24 protein-coding genes are annotated in these 24,290 nt (G+C 61.2%); 11 read left to right on the forward strand and 13 right to left on the reverse strand.

The window, feature by feature from the left end:
* Window positions 1–212 precede the first annotated feature (212 nt).
* From NN484_RS08515 to NN484_RS08525, 3 genes are read right to left on the reverse strand one after another with little or no spacing between them, the layout of a single operon-like run.
* Complete coding sequence (locus NN484_RS08515) at window positions 213–893, reverse strand: SOS response-associated peptidase (protein WP_274658880.1); 681 nt, start codon at window positions 891–893, stop codon at window positions 213–215.
* A 48-nt stretch (window positions 894–941) separates the two neighbouring features.
* Window positions 942–1,784: an ABC transporter permease gene (locus NN484_RS08520; protein WP_274658881.1), complete on the reverse strand. Its 843-nt coding sequence runs from the start codon at window positions 1,782–1,784 to the stop codon at window positions 942–944.
* Between the two features lie 60 nt (window positions 1,785–1,844).
* The gene (locus NN484_RS08525) at window positions 1,845–2,831 is read right to left on the reverse strand and encodes an aliphatic sulfonate ABC transporter substrate-binding protein (RefSeq protein ID WP_274658882.1); all 987 of its coding nucleotides are present in this window, start codon (window positions 2,829–2,831) and stop codon (window positions 1,845–1,847) included.
* A 292-nt stretch (window positions 2,832–3,123) separates the two neighbouring features.
* On the opposite strand from NN484_RS08525, the gene NN484_RS08530 reads away from it, so the two are divergent.
* From NN484_RS08530 to NN484_RS08540, 3 genes are all read left to right on the forward strand, one after another.
* A complete protein-coding gene (locus NN484_RS08530) occupies window positions 3,124–4,071 on the forward strand; it encodes an ABC transporter substrate-binding protein (RefSeq protein ID WP_274658883.1) in 948 nt (315 codons plus the stop codon).
* A gap of 132 nt (window positions 4,072–4,203) precedes the next feature.
* Window positions 4,204–5,103: a polysaccharide deacetylase family protein gene (locus NN484_RS08535; RefSeq protein ID WP_274658884.1), complete on the forward strand. Its 900-nt coding sequence runs from the start codon at window positions 4,204–4,206 to the stop codon at window positions 5,101–5,103.
* 108 nt (window positions 5,104–5,211) lie between these two features.
* The gene (locus NN484_RS08540) at window positions 5,212–5,454 is read left to right on the forward strand and encodes a DUF1652 domain-containing protein (RefSeq protein WP_127651447.1); all 243 of its coding nucleotides are present in this window, start codon (window positions 5,212–5,214) and stop codon (window positions 5,452–5,454) included.
* A gap of 4 nt (window positions 5,455–5,458) precedes the next feature.
* Here NN484_RS08540 and NN484_RS08545 read toward each other — a convergent pair whose 3' ends face one another.
* Window positions 5,459–5,821 carry an NUDIX hydrolase gene (locus tag NN484_RS08545; RefSeq protein WP_215499619.1) on the reverse strand — a complete coding sequence of 121 codons (363 nt, stop codon included), beginning with the start codon at window positions 5,819–5,821 and terminating at the stop codon, window positions 5,459–5,461.
* A gap of 222 nt (window positions 5,822–6,043) precedes the next feature.
* On the opposite strand from NN484_RS08545, the gene NN484_RS08550 reads away from it, so the two are divergent.
* The gene (locus tag NN484_RS08550) at window positions 6,044–6,241 is read left to right on the forward strand and encodes a DUF2188 domain-containing protein (protein WP_274658885.1); all 198 of its coding nucleotides are present in this window, start codon (window positions 6,044–6,046) and stop codon (window positions 6,239–6,241) included.
* A gap of 60 nt (window positions 6,242–6,301) precedes the next feature.
* On the opposite strand, the gene NN484_RS08555 is transcribed toward NN484_RS08550, so the two are convergent.
* A complete protein-coding gene (locus tag NN484_RS08555; protein ID WP_027612987.1) occupies window positions 6,302–6,541 on the reverse strand; it encodes a hypothetical protein in 240 nt (79 codons plus the stop codon).
* A gap of 185 nt (window positions 6,542–6,726) precedes the next feature.
* Here NN484_RS08555 and NN484_RS08560 point away from each other — a divergent pair, with 185 nt between their 5' ends.
* Complete coding sequence (locus tag NN484_RS08560) at window positions 6,727–7,062, forward strand: hypothetical protein (RefSeq protein ID WP_127651444.1); 336 nt, start codon at window positions 6,727–6,729, stop codon at window positions 7,060–7,062.
* 84 nt (window positions 7,063–7,146) lie between these two features.
* Entirely contained in the window at window positions 7,147–7,695 is a 549-nt protein-coding gene (locus NN484_RS08565; RefSeq protein ID WP_274658886.1) for a DUF6338 family protein, read from the forward strand.
* Between the two features lie 191 nt (window positions 7,696–7,886).
* Here the strand turns inward: NN484_RS08565 and NN484_RS08570 are convergent, their stop codons facing one another.
* A complete protein-coding gene (locus tag NN484_RS08570) occupies window positions 7,887–8,771 on the reverse strand; it encodes a LysR substrate-binding domain-containing protein (RefSeq protein ID WP_274658887.1) in 885 nt (294 codons plus the stop codon).
* A gap of 159 nt (window positions 8,772–8,930) precedes the next feature.
* On the opposite strand from NN484_RS08570, the gene ydiJ reads away from it, so the two are divergent.
* A complete protein-coding gene (gene ydiJ / locus NN484_RS08575) occupies window positions 8,931–11,957 on the forward strand; it encodes a D-2-hydroxyglutarate dehydrogenase YdiJ (RefSeq protein ID WP_274658888.1) in 3,027 nt (1,008 codons plus the stop codon).
* Here the strand turns inward: ydiJ and NN484_RS08580 are convergent.
* Both NN484_RS08580 and NN484_RS08585 read right to left on the reverse strand, forming a co-directional pair.
* Window positions 11,890–12,579 carry a paraquat-inducible protein A gene (locus tag NN484_RS08580; RefSeq protein WP_127651441.1) on the reverse strand — a complete coding sequence of 230 codons (690 nt, stop codon included), beginning with the start codon at window positions 12,577–12,579 and terminating at the stop codon, window positions 11,890–11,892. The two genes, ydiJ and NN484_RS08580, sit on opposite strands and share 68 nt — an antisense overlap.
* On the reverse strand, window positions 12,576–13,172 hold the full coding sequence (locus tag NN484_RS08585; protein WP_127651440.1) for a paraquat-inducible protein A: 597 nt from the start codon (window positions 13,170–13,172) through the stop codon (window positions 12,576–12,578). Before NN484_RS08585 ends, NN484_RS08580 begins: the two co-directional genes overlap by 4 nt.
* Window positions 13,173–13,385: 213 nt before the next feature.
* Between NN484_RS08585 and NN484_RS08590 the strand changes: the two genes are divergently transcribed.
* A complete protein-coding gene (locus NN484_RS08590) occupies window positions 13,386–14,555 on the forward strand; it encodes an acetyltransferase domain-containing protein (RefSeq protein WP_274658889.1) in 1,170 nt (389 codons plus the stop codon).
* Between the two features lie 3 nt (window positions 14,556–14,558).
* Here the strand turns inward: NN484_RS08590 and NN484_RS08595 are convergent, their stop codons facing one another.
* Window positions 14,559–15,455, reverse strand: a complete 897-nt coding sequence (locus tag NN484_RS08595; RefSeq protein WP_215499627.1) for a LysR family transcriptional regulator — start codon at window positions 15,453–15,455, stop codon at window positions 14,559–14,561.
* 104 nt (window positions 15,456–15,559) lie between these two features.
* Here NN484_RS08595 and NN484_RS08600 point away from each other — a divergent pair, with 104 nt between their 5' ends.
* Complete coding sequence (locus NN484_RS08600; RefSeq protein ID WP_215499629.1) at window positions 15,560–17,095, forward strand: MFS transporter; 1,536 nt, start codon at window positions 15,560–15,562, stop codon at window positions 17,093–17,095.
* Window positions 17,096–17,219: 124 nt separating this feature from the next.
* Here the strand turns inward: NN484_RS08600 and NN484_RS08605 are convergent, their stop codons facing one another.
* Window positions 17,220–18,611, reverse strand: coding sequence for an aldehyde dehydrogenase family protein (locus NN484_RS08605; protein ID WP_215499631.1), 1,392 nt, complete (start codon window positions 18,609–18,611; stop codon window positions 17,220–17,222).
* 103 nt (window positions 18,612–18,714) lie between these two features.
* On the opposite strand from NN484_RS08605, the gene ptrR reads away from it, so the two are divergent.
* The gene (gene ptrR / locus NN484_RS08610; protein ID WP_274659282.1) at window positions 18,715–19,593 is read left to right on the forward strand and encodes a putrescine utilization regulator PtrR; all 879 of its coding nucleotides are present in this window, start codon (window positions 18,715–18,717) and stop codon (window positions 19,591–19,593) included.
* Between the two features lie 54 nt (window positions 19,594–19,647).
* Here the strand turns inward: ptrR and NN484_RS08615 are convergent, their stop codons facing one another.
* Window positions 19,648–21,063 carry a purine-cytosine permease family protein gene (locus NN484_RS08615; protein WP_127651434.1) on the reverse strand — a complete coding sequence of 472 codons (1,416 nt, stop codon included), beginning with the start codon at window positions 21,061–21,063 and terminating at the stop codon, window positions 19,648–19,650.
* 361 nt (window positions 21,064–21,424) lie between these two features.
* Here NN484_RS08615 and NN484_RS08620 point away from each other — a divergent pair, with 361 nt between their 5' ends.
* The gene (locus NN484_RS08620; protein ID WP_127651433.1) at window positions 21,425–22,336 is read left to right on the forward strand and encodes a LysR family transcriptional regulator; all 912 of its coding nucleotides are present in this window, start codon (window positions 21,425–21,427) and stop codon (window positions 22,334–22,336) included.
* Window positions 22,337–22,357: 21 nt separating this feature from the next.
* Here NN484_RS08620 and argE read toward each other — a convergent pair whose 3' ends face one another.
* Both argE and NN484_RS08630 read right to left on the reverse strand, forming a co-directional pair.
* Window positions 22,358–23,509 carry an acetylornithine deacetylase gene (argE, locus tag NN484_RS08625; RefSeq protein ID WP_274658890.1) on the reverse strand — a complete coding sequence of 384 codons (1,152 nt, stop codon included), beginning with the start codon at window positions 23,507–23,509 and terminating at the stop codon, window positions 22,358–22,360.
* Window positions 23,506–24,183, reverse strand: a complete 678-nt coding sequence (locus NN484_RS08630) for a DUF1028 domain-containing protein (RefSeq protein WP_274658891.1) — start codon at window positions 24,181–24,183, stop codon at window positions 23,506–23,508. Before NN484_RS08630 ends, argE begins: the two co-directional genes overlap by 4 nt.
* Window positions 24,184–24,290: the final 107 nt, after the last annotated feature.

The following is a 24,290-nucleotide window of genomic DNA, read 5'->3' on the forward strand; positions in this document are numbered from 1 at the left end:
CTAAATGTATGTATGACGGTTGAAATGTCAGACAGGCGGTTAGTTCGCTCAAACGACTGTTTTTTCAGGCTGTTTCAACAATGAAACAGCTTCTGTAAAGATCTTGCGTCACCTGTAGGAGCTGCCGAAGGCTGCGATCTTTTCCCGTTCAAAAGCAAAGATCGCAGTCTTCGGCAGCTCCTACAGGTGGAACGCTTGAGGGCGGGGAATTTTTAGGTGATTGCCTCAATCAGGCTAGCGTCTTGGTTGCGTGAATTGCCAACGGCCTTGTCGACCTTGTGCCAGGCGAAGGCATCGCTGGTTTCCCCTTCGAACAGCAGCATCTGCTCCGCACGCTCCAGCGGTGTGGCACTGTCGAGCCATTCGCGCGCCAGCTCTGCTGCAAAAACCACCGGTCGCCGATCATGGATGTCGAGCAAACCACCGACGCTGTTGGCGGTGATAATCACGAAACCATCGTCCTCCCGAATCGGCGTGCCGGGTGTCGGAAACTCGCCGATGGCTGCGCAGAAAACCGCCCCGTGATCTGCACGACGGATCAGCCACGGCTGTCGGGTGTTATCCGCGGCATCGACCCATTCGAACCAGTTGTCGATCGGCACGATCAGCCGATGGCGCCAAATGGCCCGGAAGAACGGACCATGGGCGACTTTCTCCGCGCGGGCGTTGATCGGTGCGGCGCGGTCCTTGGCCCAGTGCGGGCGCCAGCCCCAGCGCAGGTTGTCGGCGTAGAGCTGTTGATCGTGCTGATGCAGGACGGCGAGTGCAGTGGTCGGCGCGGCGTTGTAGCGGGCCAGCGGCGCGTCGCCGACGTGATTGATCAGCGCATCGGGAATGCTCAGCACCGCGACGAAGTCGTGAATGCCACGGTACTGCGAGAGTCTTCCGCACATGAACCGAATCTCCGGTTGGACGCTTTCAGCTTAGTTGGCGGTGCCCAATCAGCCCTTCGCCTCCTGACCGGTGAACGTGTCGCGCCAGGCCAGCCAGCGGCGTTCCAGCATCGCGAGCACACCATCGCTGAGTTTGCCGAGCAAGGCGAGCACGATGATTGCCGCCAGCACGATGTCTGGCCGTGAGGTTTCGCGACCGTCGCTGAGCAGATAGCCCAGGCCCTTGGTGGCGGCGATCAGCTCGGCGGCCACCAGAAACATCCACGCCAGGCTCATGCCGCTGCGCAGCCCGGTGAACAGGCCGGGCAGGGCGGCGGGCAAGAGAATCCGTCGCACCAGTTGCCAGCGGCTGAAGCCATAAATGTGCCCGACCTCCACCAGTTTGCGATCGATGTTGCGAATCGCCGCGACCACGTTGACGTACACCGGAAAGAACGCGCCGATGGCGATCAACACGATTTTCGACGTTTCATCGATGCCCAGCCAAAGCAGCAATAACGGCACCCAGGCCAGGCTCGGAATGGAGCGCAGGGCGGCGAACGTCGGTTCCAGATACGCCTCGGCTTCGCGGCTCAGGCCGACCCAGGCGGCAAACATCAGGGCCAGGCTGGCGCCAATCGCAAATCCGAGCAACACGCGGATCAGGCTGGCGCCGATGTGTTTCCACAAGGCGCCTTCGGCGAGGTCGGTGAGGGTCAGGGCGATTTCACTGGGGGCCGGCATTTGGTAGGCCGGCAGCCAGCCGATACGCACAATGAACTCCAGGGCGACCACGATCAGCAGCGGCAGAGCCAGGCCTTTCAGGCGCCGCTGCCACGCTGGGTTGAGGGGAGAAGGGCGCGGCCTCGACAAGCTGCGAGGTGCGGGCAGTTCGTTACTGCGAGTGGTCATACGCGGGCTCCGCTCACCGCGAGTCCGCGTCTGGCGCGGGTTTGCGGTGAGTCTGGTGAATTACTGGCGGGCGACGGCTTGCTGCACGCCGCTGTCGAGCAACTGATCAATGACTTGATCGACATTCACCCCACGCCGTACCAGTTCCTCGGAGACCAGAATCGGTGCCGCAGCCTTGGATGCCTGCACGTCGTTGGCGGTCAGTTGCGGGCTGCTCAGGTCGGTGCGCGACAGTTGCAGCCTGGCCACGTCCAGCGGCAGACCGGACTCTTTGGCGAGCAGCGCGGCGAATTCGTCAGGATTTTTCAGAGCCCATTGCCGGGCCTGCTCGTAGGCGTTGATCACGGTGTCGATGGTTTGTGGATGTTGCCTGGCGTACTGCTCTGTGACGCTGACCACGCCATAACTGTTGAACGCCGGGTTGCGATACAGCAAGCGCGAACCGGCCTGTACTTCACTGGCGGCCATGTGCGGATCGAGGCCGGCCCAGGCGTCGACGTCACCTTTTTCCAGCACGGTGCGGCCATCCGGGTGCTGCAGGTGCACCAGCTCCACATCGTCTTTCTTCAACCCGGCCTGTTGCAGGCTGCGCAGGGTGAACAGGTAAGGATCGGTGCCTTTGGTGGCGGCGATTTTCTTGCCTTTGAGATCGGCGATGCTTTGATACGGCGAATCCTTGCGTACCAGCAATGCCGTCCATTCGGCGCGGCTGTAGACGTAGACGGATTTGATCGGGCTGCCATTGGCGCGGCTCAGCACGGCGGCGAGGCTGGCGCTGGAAGCGAAATCGACGCCGCCGCTGTTCAGGTATTCCAGCGAACGGTTACTGCCCTGGCTGAGCACCCAACTGACTTTGGTCTGCGGCAGGGCCTTTTCCAGGAAGCCGAAATGCTTGAGCACCAGACTCACAGGGGAGTAATAGGCGTAATCCAGATGAACCTCGGCGGGCGCCGCCTCGGCGGCGTGGGCCAGCGGTTGCAGGCTCAGCGCCATGGCGCTGGCGATCAGCAGCGTTTTGAGACGGGAAAACGGTAAGAACGATGTCATGGGGCGCTCCGGCAAAGGCACTGTTTTTTATGTCAAAAAAGATATTTTTATCAGCTGCGTCCTGCATGAGTGGAATATTGCAGGCTCTGTGCCATGTGCGCCGAAGCCCGTGTTTACGGGAGATTGACCAGATTTCACGGTGGGCAACTGTTGCCGGAACAACAGTGTGCCAAGGGACTGTTGCGCAGCGAACAGTGAGCATTCAGGGTGCTGAGCTTATGCATTAATCGAATTTAAAAATGAATAATCAAGAGCGTTATGGTCTATGCAAAATCCCATCGCAGGACCCGCCATGAAGCTCTCCCGTTTCCTCCGCACCACATTGATTGCCGGACTGTTCGCCGCACCGTTCTCCTACGCCGCTGAGCCTTTGGTCCTGCATGTCGGTGATCAGAACTACTACAACATCCGCGCCTCGATAGAAGCCTCCGGTGTATTGAAAGACGCGCCTTACAGCGTCGACTGGAAGCATTTTCAGGCCGCTGCGCCATTGGCCGAGGCGTTACAGACCGGCTCGCTGGATCTGGGCTTTCTCGGGGATTCGGGTTTTCTGTTTCTCGCCGCCAAACAGGCCCCGGTGAAACTGATCGGTGTGTCACGGCAGAACCCGGACACCATTGCGTTGCTGGTGCCGAAAGATTCACCGGTGAAAACCATTGCTGATCTGAAGGGCAAAAAGGTCGCTTATTGGCCTGGCGCCTGGAGTCAGCAATTGACCTTGCGCGCTCTGGAGCAGGGCGGTCTGCCGGAAAACTACGTCGACTTCGTCAAGTTGATGCCGATCGACGCGGCGGCTGCGTTGCCACAGGGCAGCATTGATGCTTTCCCGGTATGGGAACCGTACATCTCCCAGCAAATCGTGTTTTCCGGTGCGCGCCCGATTCTCACCGCGAAAAACCTGATGCCGGGCCTCAGCGCCATTGCCGCGTCCGCGCCGTCAATCGACCGCAAACGTGAAGCGATTGCCGATTTTCTCGGGCGTTTGAAGCGGGCCCGTGCCTGGGTCGACAGCCATACCGATGAGTACGCTGATCTGTGGGCGAAGAAGGCCAACCTCGATCAGCAGGTGTCGCGGCACTGGTTGCGCCAGGCGCACATGACCGTTGGGCCGGTGGATCAACAGGCTGCAACCGACCTGCAAAGCACCGCGGACTTCCTGTTCAAGGTCAAGGCATTGCCGGCGCCGCTGGCCACCGCCGGGATCATCGATACCTCGTTTCAACAGGTATTGACTGACTGAGCGAGCGTCGGAACCAAAGCCTGTGTACCCTATCCAAACCTGGCTCGAATAGTCGGGCGCAGGGATGGATCAGGGCGAGGGAGTTTTTGCCGGACGACAACAGGGCCGCAACGGTCAGGTGCAAGGCAAAACATGAAATACGCGTTCAAGCTTCTGTGTGCAGCGGCCATCGCGCTAGGTCTGGCCGGCTGCATCGCGGCCCCCGTCGAACTGACCACACAAACCGAAACCCGCCTCAAGGCCCAGGCGCCGGTGCGGTTTCTGCTGACCTACGATGACGGTCCCAGCGCCTCAAGCTTCTGGAACCCGTCAGCGACGGTGCTCGACAGCCTCAAGGTCAACCCGGTGCAACCGGACATCAAAGCGGTGTTCTTCGTCCAGACCCGCGCTCCCCGGGCCGGCAACAGTGAAATTGGCCGCAGCATCATGCGGCGCGAACATGCTGAAGGGCACATCCTGGGATTCCACACCGCCACCCATTGGCACACCAATCATCGCTTGCTCGACCCGCAGGAACTGGAGCAGTCGTTGACCAACGGCACGGCCGACATCGCCGCAATCACCGGGGCTGCGCCGATCCTGCTGCGCCCGCCGTTCTGGAATTACGACAAGCGCACCTTCGCCGCCTATCAGCAGCATGGTCTGCACGTGCTGTTGACCGACTTGAGCGCCAATGACGGCAAGATCTGGGGCTTCAATGCCAGCCCCCGACGTCGGGCGAACATGTTGCGCCAGCTATCGGAAGTCCGCGAACGGATTGCCCTCGGCGAATTTCCCACCGTGGACGGGGTGATTCCGGTGGTGGTGACCTTTCACGACCTCAACCGCTATACCGCGCGGCATACCCGCGAATACCTGCAGATCCTGCTCGACAGTGCTGCTGCCACGGGTGTGAGGCTGGCGGACAAGCCGTTTTACGATGATCACGCGGCGCTGCAGAAAGCGGCGTTGGCGCGCACGGTTGAGCAAAGTTCGGAGCCGGTGCAGTTGCCGGGGATCTGGAACTGGATCTGGGACCACGATGCCCATTAAGGCTGCACCGCAAATGTGATCGGGTTGGCAGTTGCCAGGCGGCAGGGCGCCGGGGGCTCATCTATGCTCAACGGATCGACCGACTGATCGCCTGCGAGGCGTGCGCCCATGCTAGCCATTGCCGACATTTGCCGGATAGTCGAATCCGGCTTTCCGTCGCTTGAATGCGAATGCACACAAGTGGAGCAGGGACTGTTGCGGATCAAGGTGTATGAGCCTGAGTCCGGGCGAGTCGAACTGTTGCTTAATGGTGTGTCACCGGAACATCTGGTGACGATCCGCGACATTTCCAACTTCATTGGCGAATTGCGCGCCGAGATCAGCGCCGGACGTCGGGCATTCGCCGGTTGAAACCTCACAAGCGCCGCTGAAACGCCTGCACGATGCGTAACGTCGCGTCGCTGGTGGGCAGATTCTGCACGGCATCCAGCGGATGCCAGATGCATTCGATGATCTCGTTTTGCGGGCGCAACTGCTCAAGATCCAGCACTGAGGCCTCGTAGACATGATGCTGGGTGCTGCCGCTGTGCAATTCCATCAGGTACAGCATCTGCTCGGCATCCAGTGCGGTTTCTTCCTGCAACTCGCGCGTTGCTGCTCCGACTTTGCTTTCTCCGGGCTCGACCTTGCCGCCGGGTAGTGTCCAGCGACATCTGGGTTTGCGCACCAGGAGGACGTGTCGATCCAGTTCGCAAATGACGGTGGCGCGTACTTTCATCTGTTACCTGTTTGCTGCTTGTCATGAAAATGAAATAAAACTGCAATATCCGAGCCGGCCCGCGGATTAAAGGTTCCGTTGGGTTTTGAGCGTCGGATCGAACAGAAAGTGCCAGCGCCTTGGCGCATCGCTGTCGCGACACCCGGTCGGCACACCGTTGCGAGCAGGGTGTAAGGTAAAAAGGTATGGCTGAATCAATCGTTGGCAGAAAAGGAGGTGCCCATGAGCGTTCCTGTACTGAACAAGATGCACATGAACGGCTACGACGTACTCAGCGTGAACAACGGCCCATGGCGGGTTTGTACCCAGGGCGACCGGCTTGCGTCGTTTGGTAGCAGAGAAGAAGCACTGGCTTACGCCGCATCGTTGCCGGGTTACAAACAACGCTCGGCGCGGACGCGAAGTCACACCGAGCGTTGAAGTTGACGTAACGAAAGAGCCCCGGTGATTGCCGGGGCTTTTGTTGAGGGCAGGGTGTTGTCAGTGAACTTTGGTGCGGCTGATGGAGCGCGTCTTCACTTCCCTTGCATACAGTTGCAGCCGTTCTTCATCGCTTTGCAGCACCTCGCAAGACCTGAGTACCGCCTGGGCATCCGCTTCATTGCCGCTCTTGCGCAGTTGTTCGGCTATGCGCTTGAGGTCGACCGCCGACCATCTCAGATCCGATGCAACGGCTTGCAGGTCGCGCTGAAGTTCGTGTTCGTATTCGTTGAGCCGCATGATCACCTCCGGAACATTCTCGGTAGAACAGATTAGCTGGGATTTTTCATCGATGATGCGCAGCTCGTCTGTCACTGGGCCGAATGGATGTAAATGTTTGTCCAGATTCCCCGTTGGCGTGGTGCCACGATGGATGTGCACCCAGTTACAAGGTACATTCGCTTTTTTAAGATCAGAGAAACACCATGCGGATATGGATCGGGAGTTTGGCGTTGGCATTACTGGCTGGTTGCTCGTTGCCAGCATCGCTGGTGCCGGGCGAGCCTAATCTCAGCAAGACCAGCACCAAGGCGCCTAAAGATTATGCCGCGTGCTTGTTGCCGTTGTGGCAGCAGGATATTCCGAAGACCACGCAGACTGCGATCTCCAATGGCTATCGCATCACCGCGCCGAGCATCGTCACCGCCGACGAGATTCTCGACGTCATCAAGTACAAGGACGGCAGCCGCGTCTCCCTGTATCAGGGTCCCCCGTGGGCCAAGTCCGCGTCGTTGCGCAAGTCGGTGCGTGACTGCCTGTAACGCAAGGCTTCGGTAACAAAAGCCAGCTACAAAAAAGCAGAAACCGGAGCAACGGTTTCTGCTTTTTTTTGCGTTTTGCGGGGGTTGCTTAGTCTGGGGCGCGGATCTGATTTTGCATTCAAGCGACCTGACACGTTTGGGCAGATTGTGCAGGCGTTGATTTTTACGTTTGTGATTCACGCGGTGGTGTTGGGGATCGGGGCAATTGGCTTATGGATAGGCTCGAAGGGCTTTTCTGTAGGGCAATGGGATGGCAAAGCCAAGGCTATGTGGGCGTTTATTGTTTCAATGGGACTCGGCTTGTTGTCGTGTGCTCTGGCTTCGAACGACAAATTGCACAAATGGTTACGAAGTAAAAATGTAACGAATAAAAACTCTTATCCCAGCAAGTGGTACAGCACGTTTGTCCGCCACAATCGGCTGGTAACGCTGCATTTGACGGATGAAAGGCGATTGTTTGGCTGGCCCGTTGAGTGGCCTTCCGGCCCCCTGGAGGGACAGTTCATCATGCTGAATCCCGGCTGGCTGGGTGAGGATGGCGTGGCGTTGCCTTTTGGCGCCGAACTATTAGTGATAGATTCCTCGAAAGTTCAGTGGGTCGAATTCAGTGCTGTCGAAGAGGTTTCATCATGAGCGCAAAAGAGCCTACTCCCATGCCGCCTAGCGTCAGGCGCCTCTTTTATGGCCCAGACGGCAAGCTGCTGGCCAAGCCCCTCGTCAAAGGGCCGAGTGCGCCGCCACCGCTGAAGCGTCAGTACAGGGATTGACTGAACGCCGCTCATCGAGCGGCGTTTTGTTATGTTTTGCATTTGTGGGATCTCCGGTCAGAGCGTATCCACCAACCAATCCCGAAACGCCTTCAACGACGGCAACGCCTCGTTACGCGGCGGATACACCAGGTAATAGCTGCGCCGGCTGGTGATCGGTTGTCCCAATTGCAGCAACTCGCCGTTGAGCAATTCATCCTCCACCAGAATCCGCGGTACCAGACCCACGCCAATATTGGCTCGCACAGCCTGAATCAGGTGCGAGGTCATTTCAAAGCTCGGCCCGATGCGCATGCTGCGATGCGGCAAGCCGTGATGCGTGAACCATTCCGCCCAGGCCTGGGCATTGCTGCTGACATTGAGCAGCAGCTGTCCGGCAATCCGTTGTTCAGCGTCCTGAACCTCGGCCGCTGACAACTGCGCGCTGGCGATCACCACCAGTTCTTCGGTGTGCAGGGGCAGGGCGGTCAGCCCCGGCCATTCACCGCCGCCAACACAGATTGCCGCGTCGATCTCACTGGTGTCGAAGTCAATCGCTTCGATACGCGAATGCAGGTGCACGGTCATGCCCGGGTGCGCGGTGTAGAAATCCTTGAGGCGTGGCAGCAGCCATTTCGAGCCGAAGGTTGGCAGCGTCGCCAGGCGCAGGCTGTGGATGCCCGAACCAAACGCCATGGCCTGCAAGGTCGCGCTGCGGATCTGCCCGAGGGCTTCGGCCAGTTCGCGCTGATACATGCGCCCGACATCGGTCAGCACCACTTGTCGGCCTTCGCGGCTGAACAGGCGCATGCCGAGCATCTTTTCCAGAATCTGCACCTGACGGCTGACCGCGCTTTGCGTCAGCGACAGTTCATGGGCGGCGCGGGTGTAGCTTTCATGGCGCGCGGCGGCCTCGAAGGCCAGCAACAACGACATGGAAGGGGTGAGCGTTCGCGGATTCATTCGTTTTAGTCATGGATTACGGGTCGATTTTACGCTTGTCCCAACGGCGCCGAGCAATGAACATAAGCACCATGAGATGGCGGGAGCGTGACGCAATCATTCATTGCGCACAACTGTTCACCGCCACACGGCCCGTTTTTGACCGAGATTTCCTGACCGATGATTGCCCAGCTGTCGCCCGCCACCGCATTGACTGCCAATTACCAGCAGTTCCTCAACGCCCTGAAAGCCAGTGGCTTTCGCGGCGAGATCAGTGCCGATTACGCCAGCCGCGTGGTGCTCGCCACCGACAACTCGATCTACCAGCGCCTGCCGCAAGCGGCGGTGTTCCCCGTGGACGCCGAGGATGTGGCGCGGGTCGCACGACTGATCGCCGAGCCGGCTTACCAGAAAGTGGTGATCACCCCGCGTGGCGGCGGCACCGGCACCAACGGTCAGTCGCTGACCGATGGCCTCGTTGTCGACCTGTCGCGGCACATGAACCGCATTCTGGAAATCAACGTCGAAGAGCGCTGGGTGCGGGTGCAGGCCGGGGTGGTCAAGGATCAGCTCAATGCCGCACTGAAATCCGCCGGGCTGTTTTTCGCCCCGGAGCTGTCGACCTCCAACCGCGCCACCGTCGGCGGCATGATCAACACCGATGCCAGCGGCCAGGGCAGTTGCACCTACGGCAAGACCCGAGACCACGTGCTGGAACTCGACATGGTCCTGCGCGGCGGCGAGCGCCTGCACGGCGCAGCACTGGCCGAAGACGAGCTGGCCGCGCTGTGTGCCCGCGAAGACCGGGTCGGCGAAGTCTACCGCTGCGCACGGCAGATCATTGATGAGCAGGGCGAACTGATCAAACAGCGCTTTCCTGATCTCAACCGCTGCCTGACCGGCTACGACCTGGCGCACCTGCGCGAGGCGGACAATCGCTTCAACCTCAACAGCGTGTTGTGTGGCGCCGAAGGCTCGCTCGGGTTTGTGGTCGAGGCCAGGCTCAATGTGCTGCCGATCCCCAGACACACCATGCTGGTGAACATCCGCTACGCCGGGTTCATGGACGCATTGCGTGATGCCCGTGCGCTGATGGCGCTCAAGCCCTTGTCGATTGAAACCGTCGACTCGAAAGTGTTGCTGCTGGCGATGCAGGACATCGTCTGGCACGGCGTCGCCGAATACTTCCCGGAAAGCACCGAACGGCCGACGCTGGGGATCAACCTGGTGGAGTTCTGCGGTGATGACCCTGAAGACCTGCAGCGCCGGGTCAAAGCCTTCCTCGACCACCTGAGCAGCGACGTTACGGTTGAACGCCTGGGGCATACGCTGGCGGTCGGGCAGGCGGCGGTGAACAAGGTTTACGGCATGCGCAAACGCGCGGTGGGCCTGCTCGGCAACGTTGCCGGTGAAGCGCGGCCGCAGCCGTTTGTCGAGGACACGGCGGTGCCGCCGCAGCACCTGGCCGAGTACATCGCCGAGTTGCGCGAGCTGCTCGACAGCCACGGTTTGCAGTACGGCATGTTCGGCCATGTCGATGCCGGCGTGTTGCACGTACGGCCGATTCTCGACATGAAGGATCCGCAGCAAGCGGCGCTGGTGCGGCCGGTGTCCGATGGCGTGGCGGCGCTGACCCAGCGCTACGGCGGCCTGTTGTGGGGTGAGCACGGCAAAGGCCTGCGCTCGGAATACGCGCCGGCGTTTTTCGGTGAGTTGTACCCGGCGCTGCAAGCCCTGAAAGCCGCGTTCGACCCGTTCAACCAGTTCAACCCGGGCAAGATCGCCACCCCGGCCAACACCGATGCGCAGCTGTTGAAGATCGACGAGGTAACCCTGCGCGGCGAGCTGGATCGGCAGATCGACGAAAAAGTCTGGCAAAGCTACGGTGCGGCCCTGCATTGCAACGGCAACGGCGCCTGCTACAACTTCGACCCCGACGACGCCATGTGCCCGTCGTGGAAGGCCACCCGTGAGCGCGCGCAATCGCCCAAGGGCCGTGCATCGCTGATCCGCGAATGGCTGCGTTTGCAGGGCGAGGCGGGCGTGGATGTGCTGTCCGATGCGATCCGCCGGCCGGCATTTTTCAGCAGTTTGTGGACGCGCTGGCGCAACAGCCGCCGCCAGGACGCAGACTTTTCCCACGAGGTTTATGACGCCATGGCCGGTTGCCTGGCGTGCAAATCCTGCGCGGGGCAGTGTCCGGTCAAGGTCAATGTGCCGGAATTCCGTTCGCGCTTTCTCGAGCTGTATCACACCCGTTATCTGCGTCCGGCGAGGGATTATCTGATCGCCTCGCTGGAGTACAGCATCCCGTACATGGCGCGGGTTCCGGCGCTGTACAACGGTTTGATGGGCGCATCGTTGGTCCGCAACCTGCTGGAACGTCTCGGCGGGATGGTCGATGTGCCGTTGCTCAGCCGCTTTGATTTCCACGCGGCGCTGCGTCGCTGGAATGTGCAGCCGGCGACGGTCTCGACCTTGTCGTCGCTGACCCCGGCGCAACGTGAGCGCAGTGTGGTGCTGGTGCAGGATGCGTTCACCCGTTACTTCGAGGCGCCGCTGCTGGCGGATCTGCTGGAGCTGATTTCGCGGCTGGGCTATCAGGTGTATCTGGCACCGTTCAGTGCCAACGGCAAGCCGCTGCATGTGCAGGGCTTTCTCTCGGCGTTCAACCGCGCGGCATTGCGCAATGCGCAGCAACTGCGTGAGCTGGCCGACGTTGGTGTGCCGCTGCTGGGGCTGGACCCGGCGATGACCCTGGTCTATCGCCAGGAATACCTGAAAGTGCCAGGCCTGCAGCAATGCCCGGAAGTCGCGCTGGTTCAGGAATGGTTACTCGACGTGGTGCCGAAGCAGGCCAGTGCCGACGCGACCCAGACATTCCGTCTGCTGGCGCACTGCACCGAGAAAACCAACGCACCGGCTGCCACCCGGCAGTGGGAGCAGGTGTTCGAACGGGTCGGGTTGAAACTGGCGACGCAGGCTACCGGTTGCTGCGGCATGTCCGGCACCTACGGCCACGAGGCGCGCAACCGCGAAACGTCGGCGGTGATCTACGCGCAATCCTGGGCCAGTCAGGTCGCAGCGCCGGCCGAGCGCGGTGAGGCGCTGGCCACGGGTTACTCGTGCCGCAGTCAGGTCAAGCGCCAGTCGGATCAGGCGTTGCGCCATCCGTTGCAGGTGTTGCTGGAGGTGGTGCGTCGCTGAGCGGCTCGTCGTCCGGGGCGTTGTCCCAGATCAACCGCGGATCGAAACTCATCGCCGAGAGCATGGTGAACACTACGACCAGGCCGAAGAACAGAATGCCCGGTCGTGGTTCGATGTCGCCCAGCGCCTGGAATTTCACCAGCGCCGCGACCAGTGCGACCACCAACACGTCGAGCATCGACCAATAGCCGATCAGTTCGACGAAACGAAACAGCTTCGAACGCTCACGGCGCGCCCAGTCACTGTTGCGCTGCACGGTGATCAGCAGCAGCGTCAGGGCGACGAACTTGATCCCCGGCACCGCGATACTGGCGATAAAGATGATCAGGGCGATGTCCCACGCGCCACTTTCCCAGAACTCCAGCACGCCGCTCATGATCGTGCTGTCGGCGCCGTTGCCGAGCATCACGGTGTTCATCACCGGCAGCAGATTGGCCGGCACATAAAACGCCAGCGCGGCGAACATGTACGCCCAGGTGCGCGTCAGGGAGTTGATCTTGCGGCGATGCAGTGGCGCCTCGCAACGCGGGCACTCGTGGGGTTCGTCGGTCATGTCGCAGGCCAGTCCGCAACTGTGGCACAGGCACAGGTTGAGTTCGCCGGCGGTCGGTGGTCGCTTCATAGAATGTCCCACAAATCACGAATATCGCGGCCGGCGATGCGGATCATCATCAGGCTCAACACCGCCAGGGCGAACAGGCCGATGCCCGGCAGCACATCGAGCAGCCCGGCCAGTTTGAACACCGCGACCATCGCCCCCAGCAGACAGACTTCAAGCATGCTCCACGGGCGCAGCGTTTCCAGCCAGCGCATGCACAGCTTGAACCCCGGCGCACGCCGCGAGGACAGGGCAAAACTCAGCACCCAGATCAACAGCACCAGTTGAAACGCCGGGGCGATGATGATCGAAATCGCCGCCACCATCGCCATGAACGTGATCGGCCCCTGACTCAGCGCCAGCACCGAATCCCACAGCGTCGCGCTGTTTTTCAGGCCCTTCATGCTGATGCTCATCACCGGGTAGAAATTGGCGAACAGCCAGAGCATTGCCGCGGTGAAACTCAGGGCCAGGCGTTGCTCGACGGTCAGACCGTTGTAGCGCTGCAGCACGCCACCGCAACGCACGCAGGCGGTTTTCTGGTGTTTGGCGAGCACGACTTTTTCGTACACGCAATCGCAGTGCTCGCAGATGATCAGGTGTTCGGTCTGGGTCATGGACAACGCTCGACAGCAGGCGCAAAGGGCAGAGGGCGCCTGATCACTATAGAAGCCTGACGTGATTGGGCAAATGACGGCTTCAGCGGTTTTTTTGAGAACCAGTAGCGTTTGGCTTGGGCTTCGATTGTTAATGTTATAGAGTAACGCGAATTTTTCGGGGGGCGTGCGGTTGCGCTCACTCCGGTTCATCCATTCGATGGCGAAATGTCCATGACGATTGCGTTTGCTCGCTCCACCCCGGCGCCGACCGGCCGCCTGCTGTCCATTGATGCGTTAAGAGGTCTGGTCATCCTGTTCATGCTGCTGGACCATGTGCGCGAGACGTTTCTGCTGCACCGTCAGGTGTCCGACCCGATGGACATCGCCAACACCGAGCCGGCGTTGTTTTTCAGTCGCACGCTGGCGCATCTGTGCGCACCGGTGTTCGTGTTTCTGACCGGCCTGTCCGCGTGGCTGTTTGGCGAGAAGTACGCGGGCAAGTCCGACGTGAGTGCCTTTCTATTCAAGCGTGGACTGTTTCTGGTGGTGCTGGAGTTCACGCTGGTGAACTTCGCGTGGACCTTTCAGTTGCCGCCGAGCGTGATCTATCTGCAGGTGATCTGGGCGATTGGCCTGAGCATGATCGCGTTGTCATTGCTGGTCTGGCTGCCGCGCTGGCTGCTGCTGACGCTGAGCCTGGCGATCATTGCCGGGCATAACCTGCTCGATGGGCTGCATTTCGCGCCAGCGTCAGCGCTGCATGTGCCCTGGGCGATTCTGCATGACCGCGGCTGGATAGAGGCCGGTGACAGCTTGCGCTTGCGCACCTCGTATCCGCTGTTGCCGTGGATCGGCGTGATCGGCTTGGGTTATGCGCTGGGCCCCTGGTTCGCCCGCATGGCCGAGGCCAGGATCCGTCAGCAGTGCCTGTTGCTGGGGGGTGTCGCCGGACTGTTGGGGTTCCTGGGGCTGCGGCTGCTCAACGGTTACGGCGAACAGCCTTGGGCGGTTGAAGACACGACCGTGCAAACCTTGATGTCCTTTTTCAACATCACCAAGTACCCGCCATCGCTGCTGTTCATCACGCTGACGTTGAGCGTGGGCCTGCTGTTGCTGCGGGTGTTTGAACGGCTGCAGGCACATCGCTGGATTCGCTGGCTGTGCGTTTTCGGTTCGGCGCCGATGTTTTTCTATCTGCTGCACCTGTACGTGCTGAAGGTGCTGTATCTGATTGCGGTGGCGCTGTTCGGCCTTAACCACGGTAGCTATTTCGGTTTCGATTCAGTGCCGGCGATATGGCTGGTGTCGGGGCTGTTGGCGCTGGCGCTGTACCCGGCAGTGCGCTGGTTTTCCGCCCTGAAATCGCGGCGTCGGGACATTGTCTGGCTGAAATATCTGTAAGCCCTAGTGGCGACTGCGCTCGCGCGCGAAGTCGATAAAAGCCTTGAGCGGCGCCGGTACATGGCGCCGGCTCGGGTAGTACAGATGCAGGCCCGGATAGTAAGGGCACCAGTCGGCCAACACCTGAATCAGACGCCCCGATGCCAGGTGTTCGCTGACCATTTCATCGAACACATACGCCAATCCCAGGCCTTGCAGCGCAGGGCCGACCATCAAGCTGACGTCGCCGAGGATCAGCGGGCCGTTGACGTCGATTTCCTGGGCAATGCCATCACGTTCGAACTCCCAGCGATACATCGTGCCACTGGGGTAGCGGTGGCGAAGGCAGGGCAAGTCGTGCAGATCTTCGGGCTTTTGCGGCGCAGGATGGCGTTCAAAGAATGCCGGCGAACCGACCACCACCGACCGCATCGCCGCGCCAATCGGCAGCGATACCATGTCGGCCTCCAGCCGATCGCCAAAGCGCACGCCAGCATCAAATCCGCCGGCGACGATATCCAGTAATGCATCGCTTTCGACCACTTCCATTCGAATGTCCGGGTACGTCTGCAAGAACTCGCTGGCAATCGGCAGCAATACCAGTTCGCACGCCTGGCGTCCGCAGGTGATGCGCAGGTTGCCCGTGGGTTTGTCGCGAAAATGGTTGAGGTCTTCCAGTGCATCGTCGATGTCGCGGAACGCCGGTTTCAAGCGTGCGTTCAGGCGCTCACCGGCCTCGGTCAACGCCACGCTGCGGGTGGTGCGATTGAACAGACGCACACCGAGGCGATTCTCCAGTGCCTTTATCGAATGGCTCAGGGCTGAAGGGGTGAGGCCAAGTTCGACGGCGGCCTTGCTGAAATTCAAGTGTTGCGCCGTACAGAGAAATACTGAAAGGTCTGCTGCTGAGGGCGATTTCATCTGTGAATGCCTTTCACAAAGTCATGAAAAATTGATGGGATTATCACATCAGTAGCACAGCCTTAAAGTCGCAGCCTGGCAATTTTTTTATAAAGGATGAGTTCATGACAACTGTCACTCAACAGCAAGGAGCACGTAACAAGCTGCTGATCCTCGCGGCGGTCTGCCTGTCGGCACTGGTACTTCCCTTGAGTTTTACCGGTGGCGCGGTGGCGACGCCCGCCATTGGCCGTGATTTGGGCGGCAGTCCCGTTGCCCTGACCTGGATCACCAATGCGTTCATGTTGTCGTTCGGCAGTTTGCTGATGGCGGCGGGGGCGTTGGCCGATGTCTATGGGCGAAAACGCCTGTTCACCTTCGGCATGTTGCTGTTCACCGCAGCATCGATTGCCCAGAGCCTGGCACCGTCGGTGGGCTGGCTGGATGGGCTGCGTGCGGTGCAGGGCGTGGCCGGTGCTGCGGCGTTGGCCAGCGGCTCAGCGTCGTTGGCGCAGGAATTCGAAGGCCATGCGCGAACCCGTGCGTACAGCGTGCTCGGCACCACATTCGGCATCGGTCTGGCATTCGGGCCGTTGGTGGCTGGCGCGTTGATCGAGGCATTCAACTGGCGGGCGATTTTCGTCTTCACCGCGCTGATCGGCGTGATCGCCATGGTCTTTGGCCTGCCACGCATGCGCGAAAGCCGCAACCCGGATGCCATGGGGCTGGATTGGCCGGGCACGATCACCTTCAGCACGATGCTGGCACTGTTCACCTTCGGCGTGATTCAGGCCCCGGAAAGCGGTTGGGGCAGCCCGCTGGTGGTCGGTCTGCTGAGTGCTTCGGCATTGTTGCTGGCGTTGTTCGTGATGATCGAGATGCGCGTCAAACACCCGATGCTCGATCTGAGCCTGTTTGGTTATCCGCGCTTCATCGGCGTACAAATGCTGCCGATCGGCACCTGCTTTTGCTACATCGTGCTGGTGGTGATGTTGCCATTGCGCTTTATCGGCGTGGAAGGCTTGAGCGAAATCGACGCCGGCCTGCTGTTGCTGGCGCTGTCGGCGCCCATGCTGGTGGTGCCGATGCTGGCGGCGTCGATGACCCGGTTTGTCTCGGCGGGAATCTTGTCGGGGATTGGTTTTCTGATCGCTGCATTGGGGTTGCACGGCTTGAGCCTGTACAACGTCGGCGAGCCGAAATTTGCCTTGGTCATGGCAATGGTGTTGATCGGGACTGGCACCGGTTTGCCGTGGGGCTTGATGGATGGTCTGTCGGTCAGCGTCGTACCGAAAGAGCGCGCGGGGATGGCGGCGGGGATCTTCAACACCGTGCGAGTAGCGGGTGAGGGCATTGCGCTGGCGGTTGTGGCCGCTGTGCTTGCCTCGCTGTTGCATACCGATCTGGCCAGTGCAGTGGCAGGCAGTGTCGATGCCGCGCTGATTGCCGAGACCGCGCACCGGGTCACCACGGGGGACATGGCGCATGCGATCAACACGGTTCCGGGGCTGGCCAATGAGCGTCTGGTGCAGGGGTATGCTTCGGCGTTTCAGTACCTGCTGCACATCCTTACGGTGATCACCCTGGCCTCGGCGGTGGTGGTGCTCGGGCTGTTGAGCAAGGGGCGGACGGTTACCGAAGCGCAACAGCAAGCGACCTGACACCCTGTAGGCGCTGTCGAGTGAAACGAGGCTGCGATCTTTTGATCTTGATCTGAAAAATCAAAATCAAAATCAAAAGATCGCAGCGTGCCGCAGCGCCTGCAAGGGAAGGTGATGTCCCGGGTTATTTGCGATCCAGCCACACGGTCTGCGCGTTGCAGAACTCGCGCACGCCGAAGTGCGACAGTTCACGGCCGAAGCCGCTTTTCTTCACGCCGCCGAAGGTCACGCGCGGGTCGCTGGCAGAGTAGCCGTTGATGAACACCCCGCCGGTTTCCAGTTCGCTGGTCAGTTGCTGGGCCAGTTGCACGTTGGCGGTGTAGATCGTCGCGGTGAGGCCGAAGTCGCTGTCATTGGCCAGGGCCACGGCGTGGGCGCAATCGCGGGCGGTGATGATCGACGCCACCGGGCCGAACAGTTCCTGTTTGAACGAGGTCATACGGTCGGTGACGTCGGCCAGCACGGTCGGCTCATAGTAGTTGCCCGGGCCTTCGGCCTTGCCGCCGCCGAGCAGCAGGGTGGCGCCTTCTTCGAGGGTGTCGCGCACTTGCTGATCGAGTTCGTCACGCAGATCGAAACGTGCCATTGGACCGATGTAGGTGTCAGCGGACAGCGGATCGCCGACCTTCAGCTTGCGGGTCGCTTCGACGAATTTTCGGGTGAATTCCTCGACCACGCCTTCTTCGATGATCAGGCGTTTGGCCGCAGCGCACACCTGGCCGGAGTTCTGATAGCGGCCGATGACGGCGGCTTGGACGGCTTCGTCGAGATCGGCGTCATTGAGCACGATGAACGGGTCGGAACCGCCCAGTTCCAGCACGCATTTCTTCAGCGCGGCACCGGCCTGGGCACCGATGGCCATGCCGGCGCGCACGCTGCCGGTCAGGGTCACGGCGGCGATACGCGGGTCGGCGATGGCGCTGGAAACGCCTTCGGGGGTGACGTTGATCACTTCAAACACGCCATCAGCGAAACCGGCGTGCTTGAAGGCGTCGCGCAGCAGGTAGGCGCTGCCCATCACGTTCGGCGCATGCTTGAGCACGTAGGTGTTGCCGGCGATCAGCGCCGGGACCGCGCCGCGTAGCACTTGCCAGATCGGGAAATTCCATGGCATCACCGCGAGGATCGGGCCGAGCGGACGGTACTCGATCCGCGCTTTGCCACCTTCGACTTGGGTCGGCTCGGCGTCGAGCATGGCCGGACCGTTTTCCGCGTACCACTCGCAGAGCTTGGCGCATTTCTCGATTTCGCCACGGGCCTGAGCGATCGGCTTGCCCATTTCCTGGGTGATCATGGTTGCCATGGCTTCGGCGCTGTCACGCAGTGCGCCGGCCAGTGCGCTCAGGGCGCGGGAGCGGTCTTGCAGCGGCTTGCGCTTCCACTTCGAGAACCCGAACGCGGCGCGGGTCAGCGCAGCGTCGAGGGCCTCCGCCGACTCAAAGGCGTAGTGGCCGATCTGCTCGCCGGTGGCGGGGTTGATCGAGATGGCGTGGGTCTGGCTGGAAATCGGGCTCATGGCTGGCTCCTGCGAGTTCAGTGGATGGGCCTAGAGTAGGGTGGCGTTTGTTTTCTGGAAACTGAATAATACAGATCGTTTCTTTCACGATTGGAGAATGACTGTGGATCTGGTGCAGCTGGAAATCTTCAAGGCCGTTGCCGAGCACGGCAGCATCAGCGCCGCCGCGGCGCAGATCCATCGCGTGCCGTCGAATCTGACCACGCGGATCAAACAGCTGGAGCAGGATCTGGGCGTCGACCTGTTCATCCGCGAGAAAAGCCGTCTGCGCTTGTCGCCCGCCGGCTGGAGTTTTCTCGAGTACGCCCGGCGCATTCTCGATCTGGTGCAGGAGGCCCGGGCCACCGTCGCGGGTGAAGAACCACAGGGCGCGTTTCCCTTGGGGTCGCTGGAAAGCACGGCGGCGGTGCGTATTCCCGAACTGCTGGCGGCGTACAACCAGTTGCACCCCAAGGTCGACCTGGACCTGTCCACCGGCCCTTCCGGGACGATGATCGACGGTGTGCTCTCCGGGCGATTGGCGGCGGCGTTCGTCGATGGCCCGGTGCTGCACCCGGCCCTTGAGGGCGTGCCGGCGTTCGAGGAAGAAATGGTCATCATCGCGCCGCTCAATCACGCTCCGGTGCAGCGCGCGGCGGACGTCAACGGCGAGAACATCTATGCGTTCCGCTCCAATTGCTCCTACCGGCACCATTTCGAAAAATGGTTCAGTACGGATGCCGCCGTGCCCGGCAAGATTTTCGAGATGGAGTCCTATCACGGCATGCTCGCCTGCGTCAGCGCCGGGGCCGGGCTGGCGCTGATGCCGCGCAAGATGCTGCAGAGCATGCCCGGTAGCGCCACGGTCAGTGTCTGGCCGCTGACGGCGGATTTTCGCTATCTGACGACGTGGCTGGTGTGGCGACGGGGCACGGTGTCGCGTAGCTTGAGCATGTTTGTGCGTTTGCTCGAGGAGCGCGGTGTGGTGCGCGCAGACGCCTGATTGACGCAAGGGCACGAAGACGATGCCGGAGCTTCTTTTGTCATCCGGACACAGTCACAGACTGCCCACCAGTTTCCCGCCCATCATCCGCCGCCGATAGGCGCTGTCACGATTGGCCAGCCAGAAATACAGCGGCGAAGTAACCAGCAGGCCCACCAGCCACGACAGGTCGGCGCCGTTGATGTGCGCCGACACCGGGCCGACGTACAACGGGGTGTTCATGAACGGGATCTGCACCGCGATGCCGATCGCATAGGCCAGCAGCGCCTGCGGGTTGTAGCGCCCGTAGATGCCGCCGTCGACCTGGAAGATCGACTGGATGTCGTACTGGCCTTTGTGGATGGCGTAGAAGTCGATCAGGTTGATTGCGGTCCACGGCACCAGCACGACCAGCAGCACCAGCACCATGTCGACGAAGTGGCCGATGAAGTCCTTCGAGGCGCCGACGGCGGCAAAGCAGCAGGCCAGCAGGACGATGATCGAAATCACCGCACGGCTTTTCGCGGTCGGGATCCAGCGGTAGGCGAAGGTCTGCACCAGGGTGATCAGCGACAGCACCGCGCCGTACAGGTTGAGGGCGTTGTGGCTGATCACACTGAGCAGGAACAGCACCAGCATCAGCGGGCCGATGGAACCGGTGGCGAGTTTGACCGCATCCATGGTGTCCATGCCCACGGGGGTCGCGAGGACGGCGACGGCACCGAAGATGAACGCCAGACTCGAACCCAGCGCCGAACCCAGATACGTCGTCCAGAACGTCGATGAGACTTTGACGTCGGCCGGCAAGTAACGCGAATAGTCGGACACGTAAGGGGCAAACGCGATCTGCCACAGCGCGGCGAGCGACACGGTGGCAAGCCAGCCGGAGAGGTTGAAACCGCCCCGGGTGAGGAAGTCATCGGTTTGAACATGGGTGAAGATGTAGCCGAAACCGACGACGATGCCGATCCCCAGCACCCAGGTGCCGATGCGGTTGAGCACGTGGATGAAGCGGTAGCCGATGATGCCGATGATCCCCGAACCGAGGGCGCCGATGACGATGCCGACCGGCACCGGCACGCTGTCGACCACGCCATGCAGCGACTTGCCGGCGAGGACGATGTTGGAGGCGAAGAAGCCGATGTACATGACGCCGGCAATCAGCACCACCAGCAGGGCCCCGAGCGAGCCGAACTGCGCGCGGCTCTGGATCATCTGCGGAATGCCCATCTGCGGGCCTTGCGCCGAGTGCAGCGCCATCAGCACGCCGCCGACCAGGTGACCGACCAGAATCGCGACGATGCCCCACAGCAGATTCAAGTGAAACAACTGCACGCCCAGCGCGCCGGTCACGATCGGCAACGGCGCGATGTTGCCGCCGAACCACAGCGTGAACAGATCCCTGACCTTTCCGTGGCGATCTTCGGGGGGCACGTAGCCTATCGTGTGTTTTTCAATGAGCGGGGCGGACGTTGTTGCAGAGGTGGACATGACGAACTCCAAGGCAAGGATGAGTACGTGGACGTACTTCGGTAAGCGCCGGCACGAACGGCGCATTTCTTGTTGAAGCGATCATGTGCAAAGGCCGGGGATAGATAAATTAGTAAGTTTGTTGCTTCAGACCTTAAAAAATATATGCCCCGGGTCCGGGGGCTGTCCGGTATGTTCAACCGTGATCAATAACCAAAACTTTCAGGGGCGAACCCTTTCCTGTGGCGAGGGAGCTTGCTCCCGCCGGGCTGCGAAGCGGCCCCAAAAACCGCACCACGCCCCCTGTTGCGCTGAGTGCTGCGCACTCAAGCGGGAGCAAGCTCCCTCGCCACAAGCGTCGTCTCACTTGCAGAGGTTTTATATGGCTGCCTACAACCTGCGTCAGCTCAAATACTTCGTCACCACCGCCGATTGCGGCAGCGTCGCCGAAGCCTCGCGCAAGCTCTATATCGCCCAGCCGTCGGTGTCGACCGCGATCAAGCATCTGGAAGAAAGCTTCGGTGTGCAGTTGTTCATTCGTCATCACGCCCAGGGCGTTTCGCTGACGCCCAGCGGTTCGCGCTTCTATCGCAAGGCGCTGGAGTTGCTGCGGGTGGCGCATGAGTTCGAGCAGAACGCGCTGGCTGACAATGATGTGGTGTCGGGGCAGATCGATATCGGCTGCTTCGAAACGGTGGCGCCGCTGTACCTGCCACGCCTGATCGCCGGTTTCAAGGCGCGCTGGCCGGGAGTGGAAATTCGTATTCGCGATGGCGAACAACAGGAACTGGTGCAGGCACTGACCGCCGGCAGCATCGATGTGGCAATGCTGTTCGAACACGACCTCGACACCACCATCGACACCACGCCGCTGATGCCGCCGCAGCAGCCTTATGCCTTGCTGCCGGCCGACCATCGCTTTGCGCAACAGGCGAAAGTCTCGCTGCACGATCTGGTGCTGGAACCGATGATCCTGCTCGACGTGGTGCCGAGCCGCACCTACTTCGTAAGCATTTTCGAAGAGCGCGGACTGACCCCGCACATCGTCTTCAGCTCGCCGTCGATCGAGATGGTGCGCGGCATGGTCGGGCGCGGTTTCGGCTTTTCGATTCTGGTGACCCGACCGTTCGGCGAGTACACCTACGACGGGCAGAAAGTGGTGTGCGTGCCGCTGGCGGAAAACGTGACCGGCTCGGGCTTGTCGGCAGCGTGGTTGCGTCGGGTGCAACTGACCAAACCGGTGCAGTTGTTTGTCGATCATTGCCGCGAGGAACTGGCTCGACTGCACGCCTGAGCCAGCGCCCCTCGACGATGTTCAGTGACGGATCAAGGTCAGCATCCGTTGCAGCATCGCATCGCAGGCATCGAGTTGCGCACGACTGACAAACTCATCGGGTTTGTGCCCCTGGTCCATGCTGCCGGGGCCGCAGACCACGGTGGCAATACCCGCCGCATCGAACAGCCCACCCTCGGTGCCGAACGCCACGGTGCCGAACTCCCGAGAACCGCAGAACGCCGCAATCAGCTCCGCCGCCTGACTCTGTGCATCGGTGGCCAGGCCCGGATAGGCCGACAGCTCACTGAAGCGAATCGCGCTGTGCTCACTCACCGCACGCATGCGCGGCAGCACTTGCTGCTCGGCGTAGGCCTGCAACTGCTGCGCGACTCGCGCCGGATCCTGCGAGGGCAGGGCGCGGATTTCGAAGTCGAAGCGGCAATCGGCGGGGACGATATTCAGCGCTTTGCCACCGCTTATGACCCCGGTCTGCACCGTGCTGTAGGGCGGGTCGAAACGCGCGTCCTGATGCTCCGGCGCTTGCAATTGCTGGCCGATACGCCCCAGCTCGCCGATCAGTTGCGCGGCGTACTCGATGGCGTTGACCCCCAGCGGTGCATACGCCGAATGACACGGATGACCGTGCACGTCGCAGCGCATCGCCAGTTTGCCTTTATGGCCGAGTACCGGTTTGAGCTCGGTGGGTTCACCGATGATGCACAGCAACGGTTTGACCGGGCGGCGCTCCAGTTCGGCGAGCAGCGAGCGCACACCGAGGCAGCCGACTTCTTCGTCGTAGGACAGGGCGATGTGCACTGGCATGCGCAGCGTTGTTTGAACCAGCGTCGGCACCAAGGCCAACACGCAGGCTATGTAGCCCTTCATGTCCGCCGTGCCGCGCCCGAACAACTTGCCGTCGTGCTCGCTGAGTTCGAACGGCGCAACGGTCCACGGCTGACCGTCGACCGGCACCACATCGGTGTGCCCCGAGAGCACGATGCCCGGTTGATCGGCCGGGCCAATCGTCGCGAACAGGTTGGCCTTGTTGCGCTCGGCGTTGTAGATCAGCTCGCACGGCACGTCGAAGCCAGTTAGGTAGTCACGCACGAATTCGATCAACTGCAGGTTGGATTCGCGGCTGGTGGTATCGAACCCTACCAGCGTCTTGAGCAAAGCGACGCTGCTGCTCATCGATCGTCTCCGGCGACGCCATAACCCGGCGCTTTGGCCGGATCGAGGGCGCGGTCAATGTAATCCTGCAACTGTGGCTGATAGGCGTCCCAGAGTGTTTGCAGTTGGCCGATTGGGTCTTCATCAGCCCAGTCGACCCGCAAATTGACGATCGGCCAGGTCTGTTCACCGACCACCATCACGGCCGCCGAATGCACCGGTCCGGCTTCGCCACCGAGGGCCTGTGCAGCGTGCAGAGCCTTGAGCAAACGGTCGGCCAGTTGGCCTTCGCCGTCCTCAAAGGCACTGACCATCGCCTCGATCACCGCACGCCCGGCGAGCATGTTGCCGGCGGCTACGCATTGTTCCCCGGAGACCGCGTTGTGTACGCCGAGGGTTTGTGCACCGCTGAAATGCGCGGTCTGGCCGAGGTGGTTGATCGCGGTGATCTGCCGGTACTGGCTGTAGCCGTTGCGGGTCAGCACTTGGTCCAGCGCAGCGTCGGGCGCCAGGCCTTGCTCCATCAGCGCGAGGACTTCCGGGCCGAGCGACGGCAGGGTGATGTTCTGGCTCGACACCGCGCCGACACCCGGCAGCAACCACGGACAGCGCGCGCCGACGGCGATGCTGGAGGAACTGATGGCGACACCGAACTGGCCGGTTTCGGGGCAGCGGGCTGCGATTGAAAAGGTCATGGTCTAACTCCTTGTGTGTCTGGGCTGGCCTCATCGCGAGCAAGCTCGCTCCCACCGTTGGAATGCATTCCCCTGTAGGAGTGAGCCTGCTCGCGATAGCCGCGACT

Source organism: Pseudomonas serboccidentalis (assembly GCF_028830055.1).
GTDB lineage: Bacteria > Pseudomonadota > Gammaproteobacteria > Pseudomonadales > Pseudomonadaceae > Aquipseudomonas > Aquipseudomonas serboccidentalis.